Source organism: Carnobacterium maltaromaticum DSM 20342 (assembly GCF_000744945.1).
Lineage (GTDB): Bacteria > Bacillota > Bacilli > Lactobacillales > Carnobacteriaceae > Carnobacterium > Carnobacterium maltaromaticum.
Genome location: NZ_JQMX01000001.1, coordinates 3077830 through 3096106 on the forward strand (window position 1 = coordinate 3077830; position 18277 = coordinate 3096106).

Here is an 18277-nt window from a genome sequence, read left to right on the forward strand (position 1 = left end):
GACTATGGGGGCGATATAATGAAGACCGTGACTGTTAAAGATGTCATTTTAGGCGAGGGTGCACCTAAAATATGTGTACCAATGGTTGGCAAGACGCTGACCGAATTAAAAGAAGAAGCAACGGAGTTAGTTGGACTTGATTTAGATATTGTTGAGTGGCGTGTCGATTTTTTTAACGATGTTGAAGAGATAGAAAAAGTAATCGAAGCAGCAACAGAAATCCGAACTATTTTAAAGCAAAAACCGATTTTATTTACCTTCCGTACTTTAAAAGAAGGTGGCGAACGTGAAATTTCGGAAACTTATTATTTTGAGTTAAATCAAAAAATGATGGCTAGTGGATTAGTTGATTTAACCGATATTGAATTATTTATGGGAGATACAGCTATTTTAGCCGCAGTAGATTGGGCGCACCAACATGATGTAAAAGTGGTGATGTGTAACCATGATTTTGATAAAACACCAGATAAAGAAGAAATTATTTCACGCTTGAAGAAAATGCAAACGTTGAATGCAGATATTTGTAAAATTGCTGTTATGCCTAACTCATCTCAAGATGTGGTGGTTTTGTTAGATGCTACAGCAACCATGCAAGCTGAATTTACGGATCGCCCAATTGTGACGATGTCGATGGGTGGTTTAGGTGTTGTTAGTCGTTTAGCAGGTGAAACTTTCGGTTCAGCGATGACTTTTGGGGCAGCTAAAAAAGCTTCAGCACCAGGGCAAGTTCCGATAGCAGAATTACGTTCAGTATTAGATTTATTGCATAAAAGTAAATAATCCGTTTTATTCGTAGGCTTAATGAAACTAAAGTTACCAGAGAGGATGAAGAAAAATGTCTGAAAATTCCTATTTTTCAACAGTGATGGCACTGTATATTAATTATATACTACAAGGAATGGCGGCGATCATATTGGCCCAAAATATGGTGCCATTAATGGGGCAATTAAATACAAATGCAGCGGGCATTTCAATCGTCATCTCTGGGATTGGCTTTGGTCGAATTCTAATTTTATATTTTGCCGGTCGAATGTCTGATCGTTATGGACGAAAAAAGATTGTTTGGTTAGGTATGTTTAGCTATGTTATTTTTTTTGGTGGAATTCTAATTAGCCAAAATATGTGGATGGCAACCTTTTTCACACTGTTTGCTGGTTTTGCCAATGCTCTTTTGGATACCGGTACATACCCAGCTTTAATGGAAGCATATCCTGAAGCAAATGGTTTTATGAGTGTCTTAAATAAGGCTTTTATTTCATTAGGTCAATTAATTTTACCGATAGTCGTTGGTTTTTTGATCGCAAATAATCTTTATTTTGGGTATAGCTTTATCCTCTGTTTAGTTGCACTTTTTGCGAATATCTTTTTTATGCAAAAAAGGCGGTTTCCAAAACTATCCCAGACTAGTTTAGCAGTTGAAAAAGAACAAAAAGCTACTAAATTTAACCAAAAACCAGTCTTTTTAGTTGAAGGATTAGCCCTAACTATATTTGGATTTACTTCAGTTTCTACATTTAATATTATTGTATTGTGGCTGCCACGTTACGCAGAAGAGTTAGCCGGAATGGCAAAATCTAGCTCACTAATGTTGGTGAGTTTATACAGTGTAGGATCCATGATTTCTGTTTTTATTACGGCCTTTTTGATTAAAAAATGGATGCAACCTATTACGATGATTCTGAGTTGTTCTATTGCTTCTTTAATCGTTTTAATCCTAGTAATCCTTTTTCCAACACCATTAGGTTGTAGTATCGCAGCTTTTGGTATTGGTATCTTTTCATCAGGTGGTATTTGGCAGCTTGCCTTGGCGATTCTGTTGGAGTTTTTCCCAGAAAATAAAGGCAGAATGACTAGCTATTATACGTTAATGACCTCATTTTCAGTGATGTTGATTCCGTTAATTACAGGGAATTTAAGTGAAAGAAATATTCTTTATGTCTTCATTTTTAACTGTGGTATTACTTTAGCAAGTGTGATTGTTGCAGTACTAGTTGCTATTCGATACCGCAAGTTAACCAATCTAAAAAAAGCAGTAGAAGTTCCATCAGTTTTTCAAGAAATTTAAGAAAAGAAGCTCGCTAAAATCATTATTGGTTTTAGCGAGTTTCTTTTTTAGCAACAAAAAAAGCCACTGCGTAAACAGTGGCTAAAAGGAGTTGGTCACGTTACTTAAAACGTGAAGTCAAAATAGACTAAGCTATTTTGATTGGTTAACCGTTAAACTTTGGAGGAGATTGACGGTTAATGAAAAATGAAAAAGTTGGTTGTTGTTGGTATATGTATACTATACTCAATAAATATGAAGAAAGTGTGATGAAAAAGTAGCGAAATTCTTAAGAATACATCTCAATAAAAAAAGCTACCTCAAAAGAGGTAGCTAGGGGGAGTGACTCTTTTCAATAGGGGCAGAAAAGAGTATAAAAATAAAAAAGATTTAGTTTGGACTACTTATGTAGTATAGCGTCTTTTACTGATAAGAGAATGAAAACAGCATAATCTTTTTCACTAAATTTGGTGATAATTTAATGATAAGTGAGCTTCTTTACTTTAACATTATTCTAATGTAGGAGTATAATGATTGTCTTATCAACCTTTAAATGCTTAAAAATAACTATTTAATCAAGCAGCATTTAGACTACATCTTTTAGGAGAGAATATGGTATGATTAAGAAAATGCTTTCAATAAGGAGATGAAAATTAATGAATATCGCATTAATTGCCCACGATCGAAAAAAAGAATTAATGATTGAGCTTGCAATTGCTTATCGTGAAATATTAAAAGAGCATACTTTATATGCCACAGGAACAACCGGTAAACGTGTGATAGAAGCAACGGGTTTACCTGTGCATCGGTTTAAATCTGGTCCATTAGGTGGTGATCAGCAAATTGGTGCACTTATTTCTGAAGATAAGATGGATATGGTTATATTTTTAAGAGATCCATTAGCAGCGCAGCCCCATGAGCCTGATGTTACAGCACTAATTCGTTTAAGTGATGTCTATGAGATTCCATTGGCAACGAATATTGGAACAGCTGAAATATTGCTAAGAGGACTAAAATCCGGTTTTGCCGATTGGCGTAATCTGAAAAATAAGAGTGAAGGTGAAATTTTAGATATCTAAACAATAAAGCCAGTGACTGAATAGTTTTTCAGTCACTGGCTTATATGTTTATTTTGAATCCGTCTCCCAAACAGGAATTGACGAACCTTTCGATGTTTCTTCAATCACTTTAATGGTCTCAGGTGATTGATACGCTTCGACAACTTTTTTGTACGTTTTATTGTCTTTATCTTTTGCATTAGCCACAATGATATTGATATAAGGCTTAGAAGTACCATCAATCGGCTCTAAAAAGATAGCATCTTTATTTGGAATAAGACCCGCATCCACAGCCATACCGCTATTGATTAAGGAAATAGTAGTGTCAGCAAGAGCTCGTGCAGTTTGGGCTGCATCCAATTCTTTAATTTCTAACTTTAATTTGTTCTCTGTAATGTCTTTAACAGTGGGTGTTTGTTTAGCAGCAGGATCAACTTTAATTAAACCAGCTGTTTGTAAAAGCAAGAGTGCCCGACCACCATTAGTGACATCATTTGGAATTGCCACGATATCATTTTCTTTTAATTCTTTGACATCCTTAATTTTTTCAGAATAAATGCCTAGTGGCGCAATCACAGTCTCGCCAATCGAAACCAAATCAGTCCCACTATCTTTATTGTAAGAATCTAAGAAAATTTGATGTTGGAAAGAATTTAAATCAAGCTCGCCTTCATTTAACGCTGAATTAGGTTGAGTATAATCAGTAAATTTCACAATTTGTAAATCAATATTGTCCTTTTTAAGACGATCTTTAACTGAATCCCAGACACGGGTATCATCTCCAACCACACCTAATTTAACAACTTCCACTTTTTTCTCATCAGATTTTGCTGCATTACCGCCACAAGCTGTCAGAATGAAAATACTTAGAACGAATAGAATACTAAAAATTACCTTTTTTGTTTTTTTCATTTTTATTGCTCCTTTTGTTTGTTAGTTTTTAATCAAATCATTTAGTAACTTTGGATAAATGTTAATGACTGGTTTTGCGAATTAAATAATTTCCAATAGCCTGTGTAATAAAAACAATTGCTAAGATAATCAATGTTGCCACAAAAGTGACATCATCATTAAAACGATTATATCCTCTAGAAATAGCTAAGTTACCTAAACCACCGCCACCAACAGCTCCTGCCATGGCAGTTAAACCAATTAAATTGATAATTGTTAAGGATGAAGCACGAATAATGCCGTTTAAGCCTTCTTTTAAATAAACGCGGAAAATGATGCCAAGTGGACTAGAACCCATTGATTGAGCCGCTTCAATAATCCCAGCGTCAACTTCAACTAAAGCATTTTGAATTTGTCTGGCAAAAAACGGTGTTGTTCCAACTACTAGTGGAACAATTGCTGCAGTTGTTCCGATTGAAGTATGGGCAATCCAGCGTGTGAAAGGCACAATCGCTGCTAACATAATAATAAAGGGGATAGAGCGGAAGATATTGATAATTTTATCAAGTACACTATAGAGGTACTTGTTTTCTAAAATACCGCCTTGATCTGTGACAACTAAAATTACACCGAGGATAATTCCTAGAACACCTGCAATCAAAGCTGTAACACCAGCCATATATAAAGTTTGAAGAGTACTTTCAATAAATTCATCCCGCAAAGGTGGAACATTTTTAAAATAGGTTTCAATAAAATTTGACATAAAATCAATCCTTTCCGTTTAGCTAGCTAATTTGGCTTTCTTTTTTTTGGTAGGGAACCACATTTTGTTTGTGTTGAATCAAATCAACCTTAACATCTTTTGACGCCAAGTAAGCTAGGGCTTTCTCGCGCTTGGCAGGTTCACCAGATAAAACAACAATTAGATTACCAATCGGTACTTCTTGTAGAATTTCGACATTTCCGAAAAGTATATTCGTAGAAACACTAAATTGGCTGTATAAATGGGCAATTAATGGTTCACTAGTTGTAGCGCCCACATACGAAATTTTTGCTAGGATATCATTCTTTTTCAAATCAAGAATCGTTGGGTGAGACAAAATAGTTTCTAAACCTTGATCCACGTGAGTTGCAGTATTAATAAAATCTTTTGTTAAGACTTTTTTAGGTTGAGTGAAAATAGAAACGATACTGCCAGCTTCAATGACTTTTCCATCTTCCATTACGGCAACCTTATTGCAAATTTCTTTAACGACTTGCATTTCATGAGTGATGATTACAATCGTCAAATCCAATTTTTTATTTAAGTCTTTAAGTAATTTCAAAATGGAAAGAGTTGTTTTGGGATCTAAGGCACTCGTAGCTTCATCACATAATAAAACTTCAGGGTCATTTGCCAATGAACGGGCAATTGCGACACGCTGTTTTTGCCCACCAGATAATTGGGAAGGATAAGCCTGATGTTTATCGGTTAAACCAACTAGTTCAAGCAATTGATTAACCTTATCTCGAATGGCTTTCTTAGATAACCCAGAATTTTTTAAAGGATAAGCTACATTTTCGGCAATTGTACGGGAAGCCATTAAGTTAAAATGTTGAAAAATCATCCCTATTTTTTTGCGGGCAGCTCTTAATTCTTTCGGTTTCAAGTTCAACAAATGTTGTCCCGCAACAGTGACAGAACCAGCAGTAGGACGTTGCAATAAGTTAATGGTTCGAACCAAGGTACTTTTCCCCGCCCCACTATAACCAACAATTCCAAAAACATCGCCTTTTTCAACTTGTAAATCAACTTGATCAACAGCAACGACTTTCTGGCCTTTATTTTCAAATGTAACCTCAATGTCTTTTAAAGTAATCATATTTTTCCTCCTATATAAAAAGTTTGTTTTTAGGCAACAAAAAAACGTCCGCCAACTAGTCTTTTGACTAGAAGGACGAACGTTTGAACGTACGTGTTACCACCTTTGTTTAGATTTCCCTTGCAAGAAATCCCTCATTAAGTACAAGAACCGCCAAGTTCTGATACCCTAGCACGTTAATGGGTGCACCCATGGTAGCCTAATGGAAAAATCCAATTCGGTACCCCGCTCAGAGGCCATTTTCTTGTTAGTAGTCGTAAACCTGTTTTCAGCAATCAGGCTCTCTGTTATTACGTTTACTAGCAATACTTTTCTCTTCATAGCGTTTCAGTCTTCATTTTATTTTCAATTGAGAGGGGATTTAAAGGTAAAATAAAAAGCCCTCCCACTATCAAATGCTTGATTTGATAAAAGGACGAGAGCTGTTAAATGCTTCGTGTTACCACCTTTTTTTATAGAATCATCACTAATTCTACCTTAAACAGTTCGTGGAAAATTGATTCCATTAAACTGTGGCGCTGTATCGGGCGCAACCGTAATAATTTAAAAGCCGAAGCCGTTCGATTATTCCACTCCAAGACCATCTTCCGCTTTCATGTGACTACCCATTTCCACCAGACAGGGCTCTCTATAAGTTTTATAAAAACGTACTCTTCTCTTCAATGTGTTTTAATTGTATTCTCATGTGTTTCTAACTTATCACTAAATATACAGGGGTTTAGCTTGTTTGTCAACACAAAAAAATAAAAAAATCAGAAGAAAAAATGTAAGCAGTTTCTTCTTGTCGTGCAAACATAGTGCTAGTCAAAAGCAAATAAGATATGCTATAGTAGGCTTTAGGTCGTTAAGGCGATCTAAAAATAAACAGAGTAGGGAATAAAGCGTTAAGTGCTAGAAGGATGGGATGTTGCCTTTTGGACGAAAAGCTATCTTTGGATAGTTTGCGGTTTTATTCTTGCATTCGCTGCATAATATTATTTATGTTGGAAGCTCTTAAAGGGAGATTTTCAAAATGAACAAAACAAAGCTAGACGCACGTGCAATCACCATCATAGGGCTATTAATGGCACTAGAAATTATTTTAACGAGGGTCTTTTCATTTGAAGTCCCATTTTTTAGAATCGGAATAGGGTTCTTACCAGGTGTAATGATTGCAATGATGTACGGTCCGTGGATTGCTGGAGTCACAGCTGTTTCAACAGACATTATTGGCATGGTTTTATTACCTAAAGCGATGTTTTTCCCAGGCTTTACTTTATCAACTTTTTTAACAGCTTTAATTTACGGTTTTGTACTTTATAAAAAACCAAAAACATTGACGCGCATTATTGTAGCTGTGTTACTGGTTTCAATTATTGTCAATTTAGGTTTAAATAGCCTCTGGTTATCAATGATGTACGATAAAGCCTTTATTGCTATTTTCCCTTGGCGAGTAATTTCCAACATTATCGGAGTTCCATTACGTGTTGCTTTAATTTATCTAGTTGTAAAAAGTCGTGTATTAGAGCGTTTCTTACAACCTGTACTTTAATAAAAAAGAAAAATCAAACTAAAATAAACATCCAAAATAAAGCTAAAATGAGTTGATTTCGAACTTGTTTTAGCTTTTTTTAATAAATTAACTTTATCTTCATTCACTCAAAACCATGACTTTTATAGCTTAATTTGATATAATCATCCAAGACGTTAGCTAGTAGAAAGAAGTCTAGATAGGTTTTTGGAAGGAGCTTTGATTTTGCAAATAGATAAAATAGAGGCTAAAATGATTGATGAATTTTTTGATGGGATCTTAGCATTGGAATCAAAGGAAGAATGTTTTGCTTTTTTTGATGATTTACTCACCTTAAATGAAAATAAGACCATCATCCAACGTTACCAAGTTGCCAAAATGCTTTATGAAAAGAAAACATATCAAACAATCGAAAAGGAAACTCATGCTAGCACTGCTACGATTGCTCGTGTAAAGCGCTCCTTATTTGATGGAAATAACTCATATGATATGTTGTTTAAACGAATTGAACAAGCTAATAAATTGACAGAAAATGAAGAAGAATAAATAGTAAGCTGTAACTGGTGAGTAAGCTAGTTACAGCTTTTTGTTATTTTATTTAACAATGAAGCGTGTTTTTTAATTAAAAAGAATAAAAAAATGATGAGATTTTAGATGAGAAAATAGACGTGAATTCTCATTTTTATTAGTTTAAAAACTCATTAAAAAAAAGATTAAAGAAGACTACTCTTTTTTTTTACATAATCTTTATCAATACTAACAAGAACAAAAATGTATAAAAATTGTTAGTCAGGCAATTCTTATAGTGATATAGGAACTAGTAGAGTAGCTACCAAGCTTCATTAAAGACTTAACAAGTCTTTAATGAAGCTTTTTTATTGTGAATTAAGTAACTATTATAAAGAATGATGATGGATAATATACGAAAATATAATGTATAAAAATTCGAAACATACAAAAAAATAAGTTGAATATTTTTGTTTTACGCGTCTACGCTTTCTCGCGTTAACGAGTTAAAGCTTTAACGGAACTCCCTGATAAAGAAAGCTGTAAAAACTAATTTAGTTCTAATTTAAAGGCTTTTAACGCTGTTGACAATTTTTGGTTAGAGGACTAAACTAACGCATGTATTCACGATTCAAGTTTTTAAAAGCCATTTTATTCATGAATTTAAATAGCTATAATTTTGCATAAAAAACCTATTTAAATATATATAAATAAGTAGTTTTCATTATTTTTTATTTGTGAATAAAAAAGAAAAGTTTTCTATAGAAGTTTTTTGAATTAAGAGATTAATTGAATTTTCATTAGCGCTATCGATTAGTCCATTACCTCAGAAAACTCCTAACAATAAAAAGGAGTGAGAAAAATAGTATGAAACAATCTAAAAAATTATCATTATTTGGTTTAATTGGAATTACGATGGCTTTCTTTGGAACCGTTCGTAGTGTTCCAACATTAGCCTCAACCGGATGGGCACAAATCTTCTATATGGTACTAGCAGCGTGTGTCTTTGCTTTACCAATTGCTTTAATGTCAGCTGAGTTATCTACAGGTTGGCCTGAAGAAGGTGGCCCACAAGTTTGGGTTCGCAATGCACTTGGTGAAAAATGGGGATTTGTTACTTCATGGTTACTGTGGGTGCAAATGTTCTTTGGAATGGTTATGGTCGCTTCAACAGTCGGTGTCTTAATTGGGTATGTGATCAATAAACCAGAACTTGGCACAAATAATATCTTTATCTTTGCGATGATTTTAATTTCTTATTGGGGAATTACATTCTTAAATTTGAAATTTGATATGGTTAAAATCGCAGGTGATTGGGGCGCAATTATCGGAGTTTATATTCCATTCTTAGCCTTGGTTATTTTAGGTGTTCTTTATATGGCCAAACATGGTATTAATGCAGATAGTTATTTAGGTCATTTTGAAGCAAGTAAGTTATTACCTGATTTAAGCGATTTAGGTAGCTTGCCAACTTTAACCGGAATTATATTCATCTTTGCAGGTGTTGAAATATCTTCTGTTCACGCAAATAATATTGATAATCCAAAACGGAACTATCCAATCGCAGTGATTGCCTCTGTCCTTTTATTGGTTGTCTTTAATTTAGTCGCAGGTTTAAGTGTAGCAGATAGTGTCCCAGCAGGAAAAATGGAATTAGCAAACATTACGCAACCTTTTGTGATTATGACGCAAGATTTAGGGATTCCAGCAATATTCAATAACATTATTTCATTAATGATATTGATTGGAGTTTTGGTTCAATTAAGTGCTTGGGTTTTAGGACCAAGTAAATCAATGATTAAAGTGGCAGATGAAGGCAATTTACCTCCATTTTTCCAAAAACGTACTGCAAAAGGGATTCCAATTAGCTTCGTGATTATCCAAGCAGTAGTTATCTCACTTGTTTCATTTCTCTATGTAGTTATTCCCGATATCAGTGCAGCTTTCTTAATCATTACCATTACAACAACAATTCTTTATTGTGTTGTGTATCTATTAATTGCAATTTCAGCAATTAAATTGCGTTATAAAATGCCTGAAGTAGAACGTCCATTTAGATTAGGCAGTAAAGGCAATGGTTTGATGTGGTTTATTTCCGGTCTATCTATTTTAAGTGTAATTGTGACTATCTTAGTTAGTTTGATTCCGCCATCTTCAATTTCTCAAAGCGGTCATGTCGGATACATTATTTATCAAGTTGGAGCAACAGTTATTATGATTGGGATTGCACTCTTGATTTTCAAATTTAAAAAACCAGAATGGAAAAAACAAGATACATTAGACGATTAGTTATAAAAATAAGTAGCAAATTAAATTAGTTTTATCAAAGCCAGTTTTTATATAGGAGGAACATATGATGAAAAATACATTCAATACAGACGATACAAATTTAAAAGCTTTATTTCTTGGTGATAAAGGTGAAAATGTTGATTTATTCAAAGAAATCTTAAATAAAATGGTGGATGAACATGTTGGCTGGAGACAAAACTATATGCCGCAAGATTTACCAGTAATTACTCCACAAGATCGCAGTTCAAAAGAATTTCAAGCAACAGCAGATAATATGAGAAGTGTTTTTAACGTTTTGTCATCACGCTTACGGACAGAATCATTGCCATGGCACTCTGCAGGACGTTTCTGGGGCCACATGAATTCTGAAACATTAATGCCTGCCATTATTGCATATTCAACTGCTATGCTTTGGAATGGGAATAACGTAGCATACGAATCTTCGCCAGCCACTTCACAAATGGAAGAAGAAGTAGGAATGGAATTTGCAACATTAATGAGTTATAAAAACGGGTGGGGACATATTGCCGCAGATGGATCAATTGCCAATTTAGAAGGCCTTTGGTATGCCCGTAATATGAAATCAGTGCCATTCGCTATCCAAGAAGTAGCACCAGAAATGGTTGCTGGTAAATCTGATTGGGAACTATTAAATATGTCTACCGAAGAAGTTTTAAACATGTTAGATCAACTTCAAGATCAATTTGATGAAATAAAAGCTCGCTCAGCTCGCAGTGGGAAAAACTTAGAAAAATTAGGAAAATGGATTGTACCGCAAACCAAACATTACTCATGGTTAAAAGCGGCTGATATTATTGGGATTGGCTTGGATCAAGTCATTGCTGGTGAAGAAAACAGTGAATATCGAATGGATATTGATAAACTAGAAGCACAAATTCGTGATTTAGCGGCACAAGAAATTCCTATTTTAGGTGTTGTAGGTGTTGTTGGTTCAACAGAAGAAGGACAAATAGATCGTATTGATCAAATGATTGCCTTGCGTGAAAAATTAGCTAAAGAAGGTATTTACTTCTATGTTCACGTTGATGCTGCCTATGGAGGATACGGACGTTCAATCTTCTTGGACGAAAATAATGAATTTATTGAATGGGATCAAATTGAAGCTGTCTATGCTAAAAATAATATTTTTATGGAAAAAAATGATTGGTTAACAAGGGAAGTATACGAATCTTTCAAAGCCATTAGTTTTGCTGAATCTGTTACAATCGATCCACATAAAATGGGCTATATCCCTTATTCAGCAGGTGGAGTTGTGATTAAAGATATTCGCATGCGTGATGTTATCTCTTATTTTGCAACCTATGTATTTGAAAAAGGTGCGGATATCCCAGCATTATTAGGTGCTTATATCCTAGAAGGCTCTAAAGCGGGTGCAACAGCGGCTGCTGTCTGGACTGCTCATAAAGTCTTACCATTAAATGTGACTGGCTACGGAAAATTAATGGGAGCAAGTATTGAAGGAGCGTACCATTTCTATCACTTTATTGATGGAAAAGAATTTAAAGTAGGCGACAAAACAATTGAAATACATGCATTAACAAAACCTGATTTCAATATGGTTGATTATGTATTTAATGAAAAAGGCAATACTGATTTAGTGAAAATGAATAAACTAAATCATGACTTTTATGATTATGCTTCTTACGCAAAAGGTGGTCTATACAACAATGAATTTATCACTTCACATACTGATTTTGCTATTGAAGAATATGGCCATAGCCCATTTGAATTCGTAAATAATTTAGGTTTTTCAAGATCTGAATGGGATCGTGCGACTAAAGTGACTATTTTACGTGCATCAGGCATGTCACCATATATGAATGATAAAGAAGTTTTTGATGACTATGCAGTTAAAATTGAATCAGCTATTCAAAAAAAATTAGAAGCAATTTATGCTGAGTAATAAAAGTTAATTGAATTGAAGAATAACTATTGCTGGCTAAATTTTTAACTAAAATTTAGCCAGTTTCTGGTTTTTAAGAGTTAAAAAATGCTAAAACGAGAAGGGCAGAAAGGGCGCGCAAAAATGAAGAAAGATGTAACGATAAAAGAGGCTTTATTTCTTTTAGTTGTATTATTAGCTATGATTGGGACTTTGATTATTGGATTCAAATTACCAGCCCATGTAGCATTGTTATTTGCCTTAGCTGTTGTATTTTTATTTGCTGGCTATAAAAAAGTTTCTTGGAAAACGATTCAAGAAGGTATCCAGGAAGGAATCACACCAGGTTTAGTGCCAATTATTATTTTCATTTTAATTGGTGCTTTGATTAGTGTGTGGATTGCTGCCGGAACGATCCCAACCATTATGGTTTATGGATTCAGTGTGCTATCAGTCCAGTTTTTTTTGCCTACAGTATTTTTAATTTGTGGAATCGTTGGAGCAACAGTTGGTAGTTCCTTTACAACCATCTCTACTGTTGGAATTGCTTTTTTGGGAATGGGGCAAATCATGGGCCTCAATCCAGCCATTACAACAGGGGCAATTGTATCAGGAGCATTTTTAGGAAATAGTATTTCACCACTTTCTGATACGGCCAATCTTTCAGCCGCAATTGCCGAAGTTGATTTATTTCAGCACATTAAACATGAATTTTGGACAGTCATACCAGCGGCATTTCTTTCCTTGCTGGGCTATACATTTCTGAGTTTTCGCGCTACACAAACTGTAGCGGGGGATGGCATAGAAACAATCAGCCAAACACTTCATGAATTTTATACGATTTCACCTGTGACACTATTACCGGTAGTCGTATTATTTTTTGCTGCCTGGCGCAAAATTCCAGCTATACCTACACTTTTGACGAGTATTGTACTTTCAATTCTAGTTCGTTATCTTTACCATCCAACGACATCTTTAGCATCTATTGGAAGTTGGATTCAAGATGGGTATATTTCTAAAACAGGTGTTGCTAACGTTGATTTATTATTGACTCGTGGTGGCATGCAAAGCATGATGTGGTCCGTTTCATTAATTCTATTAGCCTTATCTCTAGGTGGTTTATTAGTGAAATTAAACATTATTGAAACTATTTTATCCCAAGTTGAAGAGCTAATGAAGACTAAAAGTCGTTTGATTTTAATGACAGCACTAAGTTCTATTGGAATAAATTTATTGATTGGAGAGCAGTATCTCTCAATTATATTACCTGGTAAAGCCTACAAAGAAAATTATCGTAAAATTTCTTTACCAGATAACTATTTATCTAGAACATTATCAGATGCAGGTGCAACATTTAACCCCTTAATACCTTGGGGTGTTAGTGGTGTCTTTATTGCTGGAACATTGGGTATATCAACACTCAGTTATTTGCCATTTGCCTTCTTTTGTTATTTAGTTCCGTTGATTACGATTGGTGCAGGATTTATGAAAACGAAAGAAAATTAATAATGTTTATATGCTTGTCTGTAGCTACTAGTTTCAAAAAGTAGCTACAGACAAGCTTTTTTAGTTAATAATTAGTTGGGAAAGTTTGGATAGAATTCAAAAATTCTTAATTTAAATTATTTTTTTACTTATTTTTTTGAATTTTAAAAAATCAAATTTTAGTTTTTTAATATATAACAAGTTATAAAACGCTTGATATGATAACTGTCGTATGCTAAAGTAATTATGTAAGCAATTTAATAAATAATTTTTAGGAGATGTCAAATGAAAAAAAATGTGTTATTAGTTTTGGTAGCGTTGTTAGCAATCGTTGTTGCTGGATGCGGTGGAGATACATCTAGTAATAAAGAGAAAAAAGCAGAAGTTTCTAAAAGTAAAATTGCAGAAATGAGTATTGAAAATGGAGAATATGTTATCCCTTTTTCTGAAGATGGGGAAGGTGGATCAGATACTTATATTGCGTTTGATGTAAAAGTTAAAAATACCGGAAAAGAGCAAATGTATGTAACACCTGATAGTTTTTCATTATTTGAAAAAGGTGAAGATGGAAAAATATCTCCTGATACAAGTTATCGAACAGGGATCGAAGATTTTGAAGGTGGAAAACTTTCTTCCGGAAAAAGTTTAACTGGAACAGTTTTATTTAATATTGACTCAGACAAAGAATATACGTTAAGCTATGCACCGTCTTCAATTTCTGAAGATAGTAAAAACGATGTTGAAGTAGCAGTTGATTTAAGTAAATATGAAAAAACAAAGAAAAATCTTGATGAACCAAAGAAAGCATTAGACGCTTATATTGATGTTGTTTTGTTGAGTAAAGAAAATCCTGATTATGATAAGTATATTTCTACAGATAGTGAAGTAGCTAAAGAAGCTGTGAAAAAAGCTTTTACGAAAAACTTTAAAGACTACCTTGTCTATAATTACAAACCAACTGATGAAGAATTAACAACTTTCTTTAAAAATTTCCAAGAAATAGAAGCAAAAAGAGCAACCTATGAAACGAAAGTTATCGGAAATGTTGGTAAGAAAGCAATGGTAGAAGTAACAATGAAAGGTTTATCTAATGAAGAAATTAGCGACATTTTCAGTGAGTATAAAGAAGAATACCTTGATCAATCAGATGAGTATGATTCTGAAAAAGCAGAACAATATGCTTTGACAAAATACACTGAAGTTCTTGAAAAGGCAGATCTTGGCGAGCCAAGAAATGAGTTGAAAGTCGTTTTAACTAAAAAAGATGACAAGTGGGACGTGAATTTGAAATCCAATATGGATGGATCAAACGAATACCTGTTAAGAGCCTTCATTGGGGGAGTAGAATAGAAATAATGATAGCTCCTTACTGCTAAAGTAGGGAGCTATTTTTGAGTATTAAGAATTAAAAGGAGTTTAACCAAATGAAATTAACAGTTAGAAATAAAAGAATTGCTGCATTTGTTGGTGTCGTAATTATTGGTATAAGCATTGGAATTGGGTTTTCTTTAACGAATAAGGAAAAATTTGTTACAAATTTAGAAAAAATGGTTCATGAAAAAAATATCTCAAGTTTACAAAAATCAATAGTAGTCGGAACAGAGGAAGTAAAAGTTAGCAAAGATGAAATAAAGTCATTAAATAGCTATTTGAAATCAGATAATAAAATTAAAGAGTCTTTTTTTGCCGATTTAAAAGAACAAGCTGTAGAAAAGCAACAGGAAGAACAGACAGCGAAAACTTTTGAGATTATTTCTAAGGGAAGAAAATGGTTAATTTTCCCCAACTACCGATTAAAAGTCAGACCTAACTATCTTACTGTAAGTACGGATGCGACTAATGTTATAATTAAGAATCAAGAAAATAAAACAATTCCATACAATAAACAAAAAAAACAATACGGTCCGATTTTTCCAGGAATGTATGACTTTAAAATAGAGTTGCTATCGGATATGCCAAAAATAGAAACGAATTACGACAAAGTGGTTGTTTGGGATAAAAATAAAAATTTAGAAACTTATTTAGCAAAATCAGCTGAAAAGGATAAACAGTTTACTGAAAACTTAGCAACGGTGATTGATCTATTTTCAGACGAATATGCAGCTTTTATGGGTGGTGGTTTCGTAGATGCTGAGAATAAGGCCTTAAAAGATTTATCAGCGGATCTAATGGAGATACGCCCTTTGATTGAATCACTTTACTATGAATATAAGGGCATAACAGTAAATAATGACTCAATTAAACTGAGTCAGAAAAATAATCAATGGACGTTAAACGTAATGGTATTTTTAGATTCAAATTCATACATTGAGTCATCTTTACTCCCAGGAAATAAAATGGAATTAGAAGAGAGTAAAGTCTACGAATACCACTTAATTTATAATAAAAAAGGTAGAAAATGGGAAGTTGATAGCCGTGATGAAGGTTTTGGAAAGAGTACAGAATGGAAAAATAGTACCGAAATAGCATCACCAAAACCTAAAGTCTATACCTGGAAAGGTGAAGGAGAACAGCTGAATTCGCTTTAAGAAAAAATGAAATGTGTTTAATGAATATGTTGCTTCAATTGGCCAACTTTACTAGGAGAATAAACTAATGCTAAAATAGAGGAAGTTAAATTTTAAGAATAAGAATTCCTATGAAAAGAGGCCGCTAAAAATGGAAATAGACAAGTTACTCACTTTTAAAAAAAGAGAAGAGTTACGAGAGTGGCTACTAGCTAATAGTACAACTGAAAAATATTGCTGGGTCATTGTGACTATTAAGCCAAAATTAGATACATTGCTCTATCTGGATGTAGTTGAAGAAGCCTTATGTTTTGGTTGGATTGATGGCGTGAAAAAGAAATTATCTGAAACACAAACAGCGCAACGTTTATCCCCAAGAGCTAAAAAAAGTCCTTGGACAGAGCTAAATAAGGAGCGTGTTCGTCGTTTGGAGAAGTTAGGTTTAATGACAGACGAAGGTCGGAAAATTCTACCAAGCGATATTTATCAACCTTTTAAAATTGATTCAGTCATAGAAGAAAAGTTAAAAGAAGATCAGCAAATTTATGAGAATTTTATGGCGTTTCCAGACTTGTATAGAAGAATTCGTATCGATACAATACAAACGAATAAGAAAGATGCTGTATTATTTGAAAGCCGCTTAGCCAAATTAATTGAACAGACAAAAGCCAACAAACAATACGGGGCATGGCATGATAATGGCCGATTGATTGAAGATTCTATTGAATAATAATACGTGAAATCATTAAGAAATTTCAAATTTATCAACTAGATACCCCTTGCTCAATTAGATTATGTTAAAATAAAACTTCCACTATTAAACGGCTTGATACTAAAAGTACGCAAGAAAGGAAGTTGATGTATGTTAACTAAAAATATCCAAGGTAAACAAGAATGTCCTTACTGTGAAAGACCAGTAGAGGTTGTCTTTATTCCAGATCGAACCGCAGCTGAATTGGAGTATCGCGAGTGTCCATATGAGGATTGTGGGCTAGATATTTTACAAATGGATAAAGGCAGTAACGAAGCAGAAATTTTAAAAGCTAGATAAAGAATAAATTAAATACGGGTAAAATTGTAGCAACTGGGAGAAGTCTTCTAGTTGCTTTTTTATTATTTCAATAAAAATAAAAAACAGTATATACAAAATGGTATATACTAGTATATAATAAAAAGAAAAGAAAGCGTTTTATCCAATGGAGAATAGATAGAAAAACTTATCTTAAGGAGTGACAATAAAATGACATATGGAATGATTGCTACATGGCGTATGGCTTATGATGGTGTTGCATCAATGACAGAAGCGTTAAAAAACGGTGAAGGCGCAGGCACTGCTTTGGTTGAGGCGATTAAAAAAGTTGAAGATTACCCGTTTTATAAATCGGTGGGGTATGGAGGCTTCCCTAATGAAGAATGTATTCTTGAGATGGATGCTGCTTATATGGATGGAGATACATTTGATATTGGAGCAGTTGCTGGTATTCAAGATGTGAAGAATCCAATTGCAGTAGCTGAAGCTTTGAGTCATGAACGATTCAATTCCTTTTTAGTAGGTGCAGGGGCAACAAAATTTGCTAAGCAAGCAGGTTTCGATTGTCGAAATATGGTAACAGCACGTGCTAAGCGTTTATGGGAATTGCGTTTGGAAGAAATCCAAAAGCATAATTTAAGTCCTTATGATGGTCACGATACAGTTGGTGCAGTTGCCTTAGATTTAAATAAAAAAATGGTAGCAGGAACTTCTAGTAGTGGTCTATTTATGAAAAAAAGTGGACGTGTTGGGGATTCACCATTATCTGGTTCTGGCTTTTATGTCGATAGTGAAATTGGTGGTGCAACGGCTACAGGTTTAGGAGAAGATTTAATGAAAGGGTGTTTAAGCTACGAAATTGTCCGCTTAATGGGAACTGGTATGCATCCTCAAGCTGCTGCAGATCAAGTGGTTTATGGTTTTTCTGATTTACTAGAAAAGCGGAAAGGGAAAGCCGGAGCATTTTCATTAGTCTGTATGAATAAGAACGGTGAATGGGGAGTCGCAACGAATGTTGAATTTTCTTTTGCAGTCGCAACTGAAAAGGAAGCTGCAGAAATTTATTTAGCATATCCTGCCGAAAATAAAACGACGAGAATCGAAGTTGCAGATAAAGCCTGGTTAGATGCCTATGAAGCGCGAATTAAAAAGCCTGTAGACTAAAGTAAAGTAAGGATTAAGCAAAGGAAT

At 34.1% G+C, this 18277-nt stretch carries 16 protein-coding genes, 1 riboswitch and 2 other annotated features; of the genes, 13 read left to right on the forward strand and 3 right to left on the reverse strand.

Annotated features, from left to right (window positions below; all coding sequences use genetic code 11):
- The first annotated feature begins 18 nt into the window (after positions 1-18).
- From aroD to BR77_RS14340, 3 genes are all read left to right on the forward strand, one after another.
- Entirely contained in the window at positions 19-780 is a 762-nt protein-coding gene (aroD, locus tag BR77_RS14330; RefSeq protein WP_015077325.1) for a type I 3-dehydroquinate dehydratase, read from the forward strand.
- 55 nt (positions 781-835) lie between these two features.
- Positions 836-2065, forward strand: a complete 1230-nt coding sequence (locus BR77_RS14335; protein ID WP_010051347.1) for an MFS transporter — start codon at positions 836-838, stop codon at positions 2063-2065.
- Between the two features lie 635 nt (positions 2066-2700).
- Complete coding sequence (locus BR77_RS14340) at positions 2701-3123, forward strand: methylglyoxal synthase (RefSeq protein ID WP_010051348.1); 423 nt, start codon at positions 2701-2703, stop codon at positions 3121-3123.
- A gap of 48 nt (positions 3124-3171) precedes the next feature.
- Here BR77_RS14340 and BR77_RS14345 read toward each other — a convergent pair whose 3' ends face one another.
- The 3 genes from BR77_RS14345 to BR77_RS14355 form a co-directional block, all read right to left on the reverse strand.
- Positions 3172-4014, reverse strand: coding sequence for a MetQ/NlpA family ABC transporter substrate-binding protein (locus BR77_RS14345; protein WP_010051349.1), 843 nt, complete (start codon positions 4012-4014; stop codon positions 3172-3174).
- 61 nt (positions 4015-4075) lie between these two features.
- Positions 4076-4756, reverse strand: coding sequence for a methionine ABC transporter permease (locus BR77_RS14350; protein ID WP_010051351.1), 681 nt, complete (start codon positions 4754-4756; stop codon positions 4076-4078).
- 22 nt (positions 4757-4778) lie between these two features.
- Positions 4779-5855 carry a methionine ABC transporter ATP-binding protein gene (locus BR77_RS14355; RefSeq protein ID WP_010051353.1) on the reverse strand — a complete coding sequence of 359 codons (1077 nt, stop codon included), beginning with the start codon at positions 5853-5855 and terminating at the stop codon, positions 4779-4781.
- Positions 5856-5923: 68 nt separating this feature from the next.
- Positions 5924-6185, reverse strand: a binding site (T-box leader).
- A 78-nt stretch (positions 6186-6263) separates the two neighbouring features.
- Positions 6264-6527, reverse strand: a binding site (T-box leader).
- 191 nt (positions 6528-6718) lie between these two features.
- Positions 6719-6824: riboswitch (THF riboswitch) on the forward strand.
- 43 nt (positions 6825-6867) lie between these two features.
- On the opposite strand from BR77_RS14355, the gene BR77_RS14360 reads away from it, so the two are divergent.
- The 10 genes from BR77_RS14360 to BR77_RS14405 all read left to right on the forward strand — a co-directional run bounded on the left by BR77_RS14360 (position 6868) and on the right by BR77_RS14405 (position 18250).
- Positions 6868-7386, forward strand: coding sequence for a folate family ECF transporter S component (locus tag BR77_RS14360; RefSeq protein WP_035065434.1), 519 nt, complete (start codon positions 6868-6870; stop codon positions 7384-7386).
- A gap of 204 nt (positions 7387-7590) precedes the next feature.
- Entirely contained in the window at positions 7591-7911 is a 321-nt protein-coding gene (locus tag BR77_RS14365) for a YerC/YecD family TrpR-related protein (protein ID WP_010051357.1), read from the forward strand.
- Between the two features lie 828 nt (positions 7912-8739).
- Positions 8740-10161: a tyrosine-tyramine antiporter gene (gene tyrP / locus BR77_RS14370; RefSeq protein ID WP_015077320.1), complete on the forward strand. Its 1422-nt coding sequence runs from the start codon at positions 8740-8742 to the stop codon at positions 10159-10161.
- A 67-nt stretch (positions 10162-10228) separates the two neighbouring features.
- Positions 10229-12085 (forward strand): tyrosine decarboxylase, encoded by a 1857-nt coding sequence (gene tdc, locus BR77_RS14375; protein WP_035065437.1) that lies wholly within the window; start codon positions 10229-10231, stop codon positions 12083-12085.
- 87 nt (positions 12086-12172) lie between these two features.
- A complete protein-coding gene (gene nhaC, locus BR77_RS14380; RefSeq protein ID WP_015077318.1) occupies positions 12173-13570 on the forward strand; it encodes a Na+/H+ antiporter NhaC in 1398 nt (465 codons plus the stop codon).
- A 264-nt stretch (positions 13571-13834) separates the two neighbouring features.
- Positions 13835-14899 carry a DUF5105 domain-containing protein gene (locus BR77_RS14385; RefSeq protein ID WP_010051363.1) on the forward strand — a complete coding sequence of 355 codons (1065 nt, stop codon included), beginning with the start codon at positions 13835-13837 and terminating at the stop codon, positions 14897-14899.
- Positions 14900-14973: 74 nt separating this feature from the next.
- Positions 14974-16077 (forward strand): TcaA second domain-containing protein, encoded by a 1104-nt coding sequence (locus tag BR77_RS14390; RefSeq protein ID WP_010051364.1) that lies wholly within the window; start codon positions 14974-14976, stop codon positions 16075-16077.
- Between the two features lie 130 nt (positions 16078-16207).
- A complete protein-coding gene (locus BR77_RS14395) occupies positions 16208-16786 on the forward strand; it encodes a YdeI/OmpD-associated family protein (RefSeq protein ID WP_010051367.1) in 579 nt (192 codons plus the stop codon).
- A 132-nt stretch (positions 16787-16918) separates the two neighbouring features.
- Positions 16919-17107 (forward strand): hypothetical protein, encoded by a 189-nt coding sequence (locus BR77_RS14400; RefSeq protein ID WP_010051370.1) that lies wholly within the window; start codon positions 16919-16921, stop codon positions 17105-17107.
- 189 nt (positions 17108-17296) lie between these two features.
- Positions 17297-18250, forward strand: a complete 954-nt coding sequence (locus BR77_RS14405; protein ID WP_015077317.1) for a glycosylasparaginase — start codon at positions 17297-17299, stop codon at positions 18248-18250.
- Positions 18251-18277: the final 27 nt, after the last annotated feature.

Bases quoted from the DNA above. Each gene is read 5' to 3' on its own strand.
- BR77_RS14335 (WP_010051347.1), top strand. From the start codon at position 836: ATGTCTGAAAATTCCTATTTTTCAACAGTGATGGCACTGTATATTAAT.
- BR77_RS14405 (WP_015077317.1), top strand. From the start codon at position 17,297: ATGACATATGGAATGATTGCTACATGGCGTATGGCTTATGATGGTGTT.
- BR77_RS14355 (WP_010051353.1), bottom strand. From the start codon at position 5,855: ATGATTACTTTAAAAGACATTGAGGTTACATTTGAAAATAAAGGCCAG.
- BR77_RS14395 (WP_010051367.1), top strand. From the start codon at position 16,208: ATGGAAATAGACAAGTTACTCACTTTTAAAAAAAGAGAAGAGTTACGA.
- BR77_RS14345 (WP_010051349.1), bottom strand. From the start codon at position 4,014: ATGAAAAAAACAAAAAAGGTAATTTTTAGTATTCTATTCGTTCTAAGT.
- BR77_RS14400 (WP_010051370.1), top strand. From the start codon at position 16,919: ATGTTAACTAAAAATATCCAAGGTAAACAAGAATGTCCTTACTGTGAA.
- tdc (WP_035065437.1), top strand. From the start codon at position 10,229: ATGAAAAATACATTCAATACAGACGATACAAATTTAAAAGCTTTATTT.
- nhaC (WP_015077318.1), top strand. From the start codon at position 12,173: ATGCTAAAACGAGAAGGGCAGAAAGGGCGCGCAAAAATGAAGAAAGAT.
- BR77_RS14350 (WP_010051351.1), bottom strand. From the start codon at position 4,756: ATGTCAAATTTTATTGAAACCTATTTTAAAAATGTTCCACCTTTGCGG.
- aroD (WP_015077325.1), top strand. From the start codon at position 19: ATGAAGACCGTGACTGTTAAAGATGTCATTTTAGGCGAGGGTGCACCT.
- tyrP (WP_015077320.1), top strand. From the start codon at position 8,740: ATGAAACAATCTAAAAAATTATCATTATTTGGTTTAATTGGAATTACG.
- BR77_RS14385 (WP_010051363.1), top strand. From the start codon at position 13,835: ATGAAAAAAAATGTGTTATTAGTTTTGGTAGCGTTGTTAGCAATCGTT.
- BR77_RS14390 (WP_010051364.1), top strand. From the start codon at position 14,974: ATGAAATTAACAGTTAGAAATAAAAGAATTGCTGCATTTGTTGGTGTC.
- BR77_RS14340 (WP_010051348.1), top strand. From the start codon at position 2,701: ATGAATATCGCATTAATTGCCCACGATCGAAAAAAAGAATTAATGATT.
- BR77_RS14360 (WP_035065434.1), top strand. From the start codon at position 6,868: ATGAACAAAACAAAGCTAGACGCACGTGCAATCACCATCATAGGGCTA.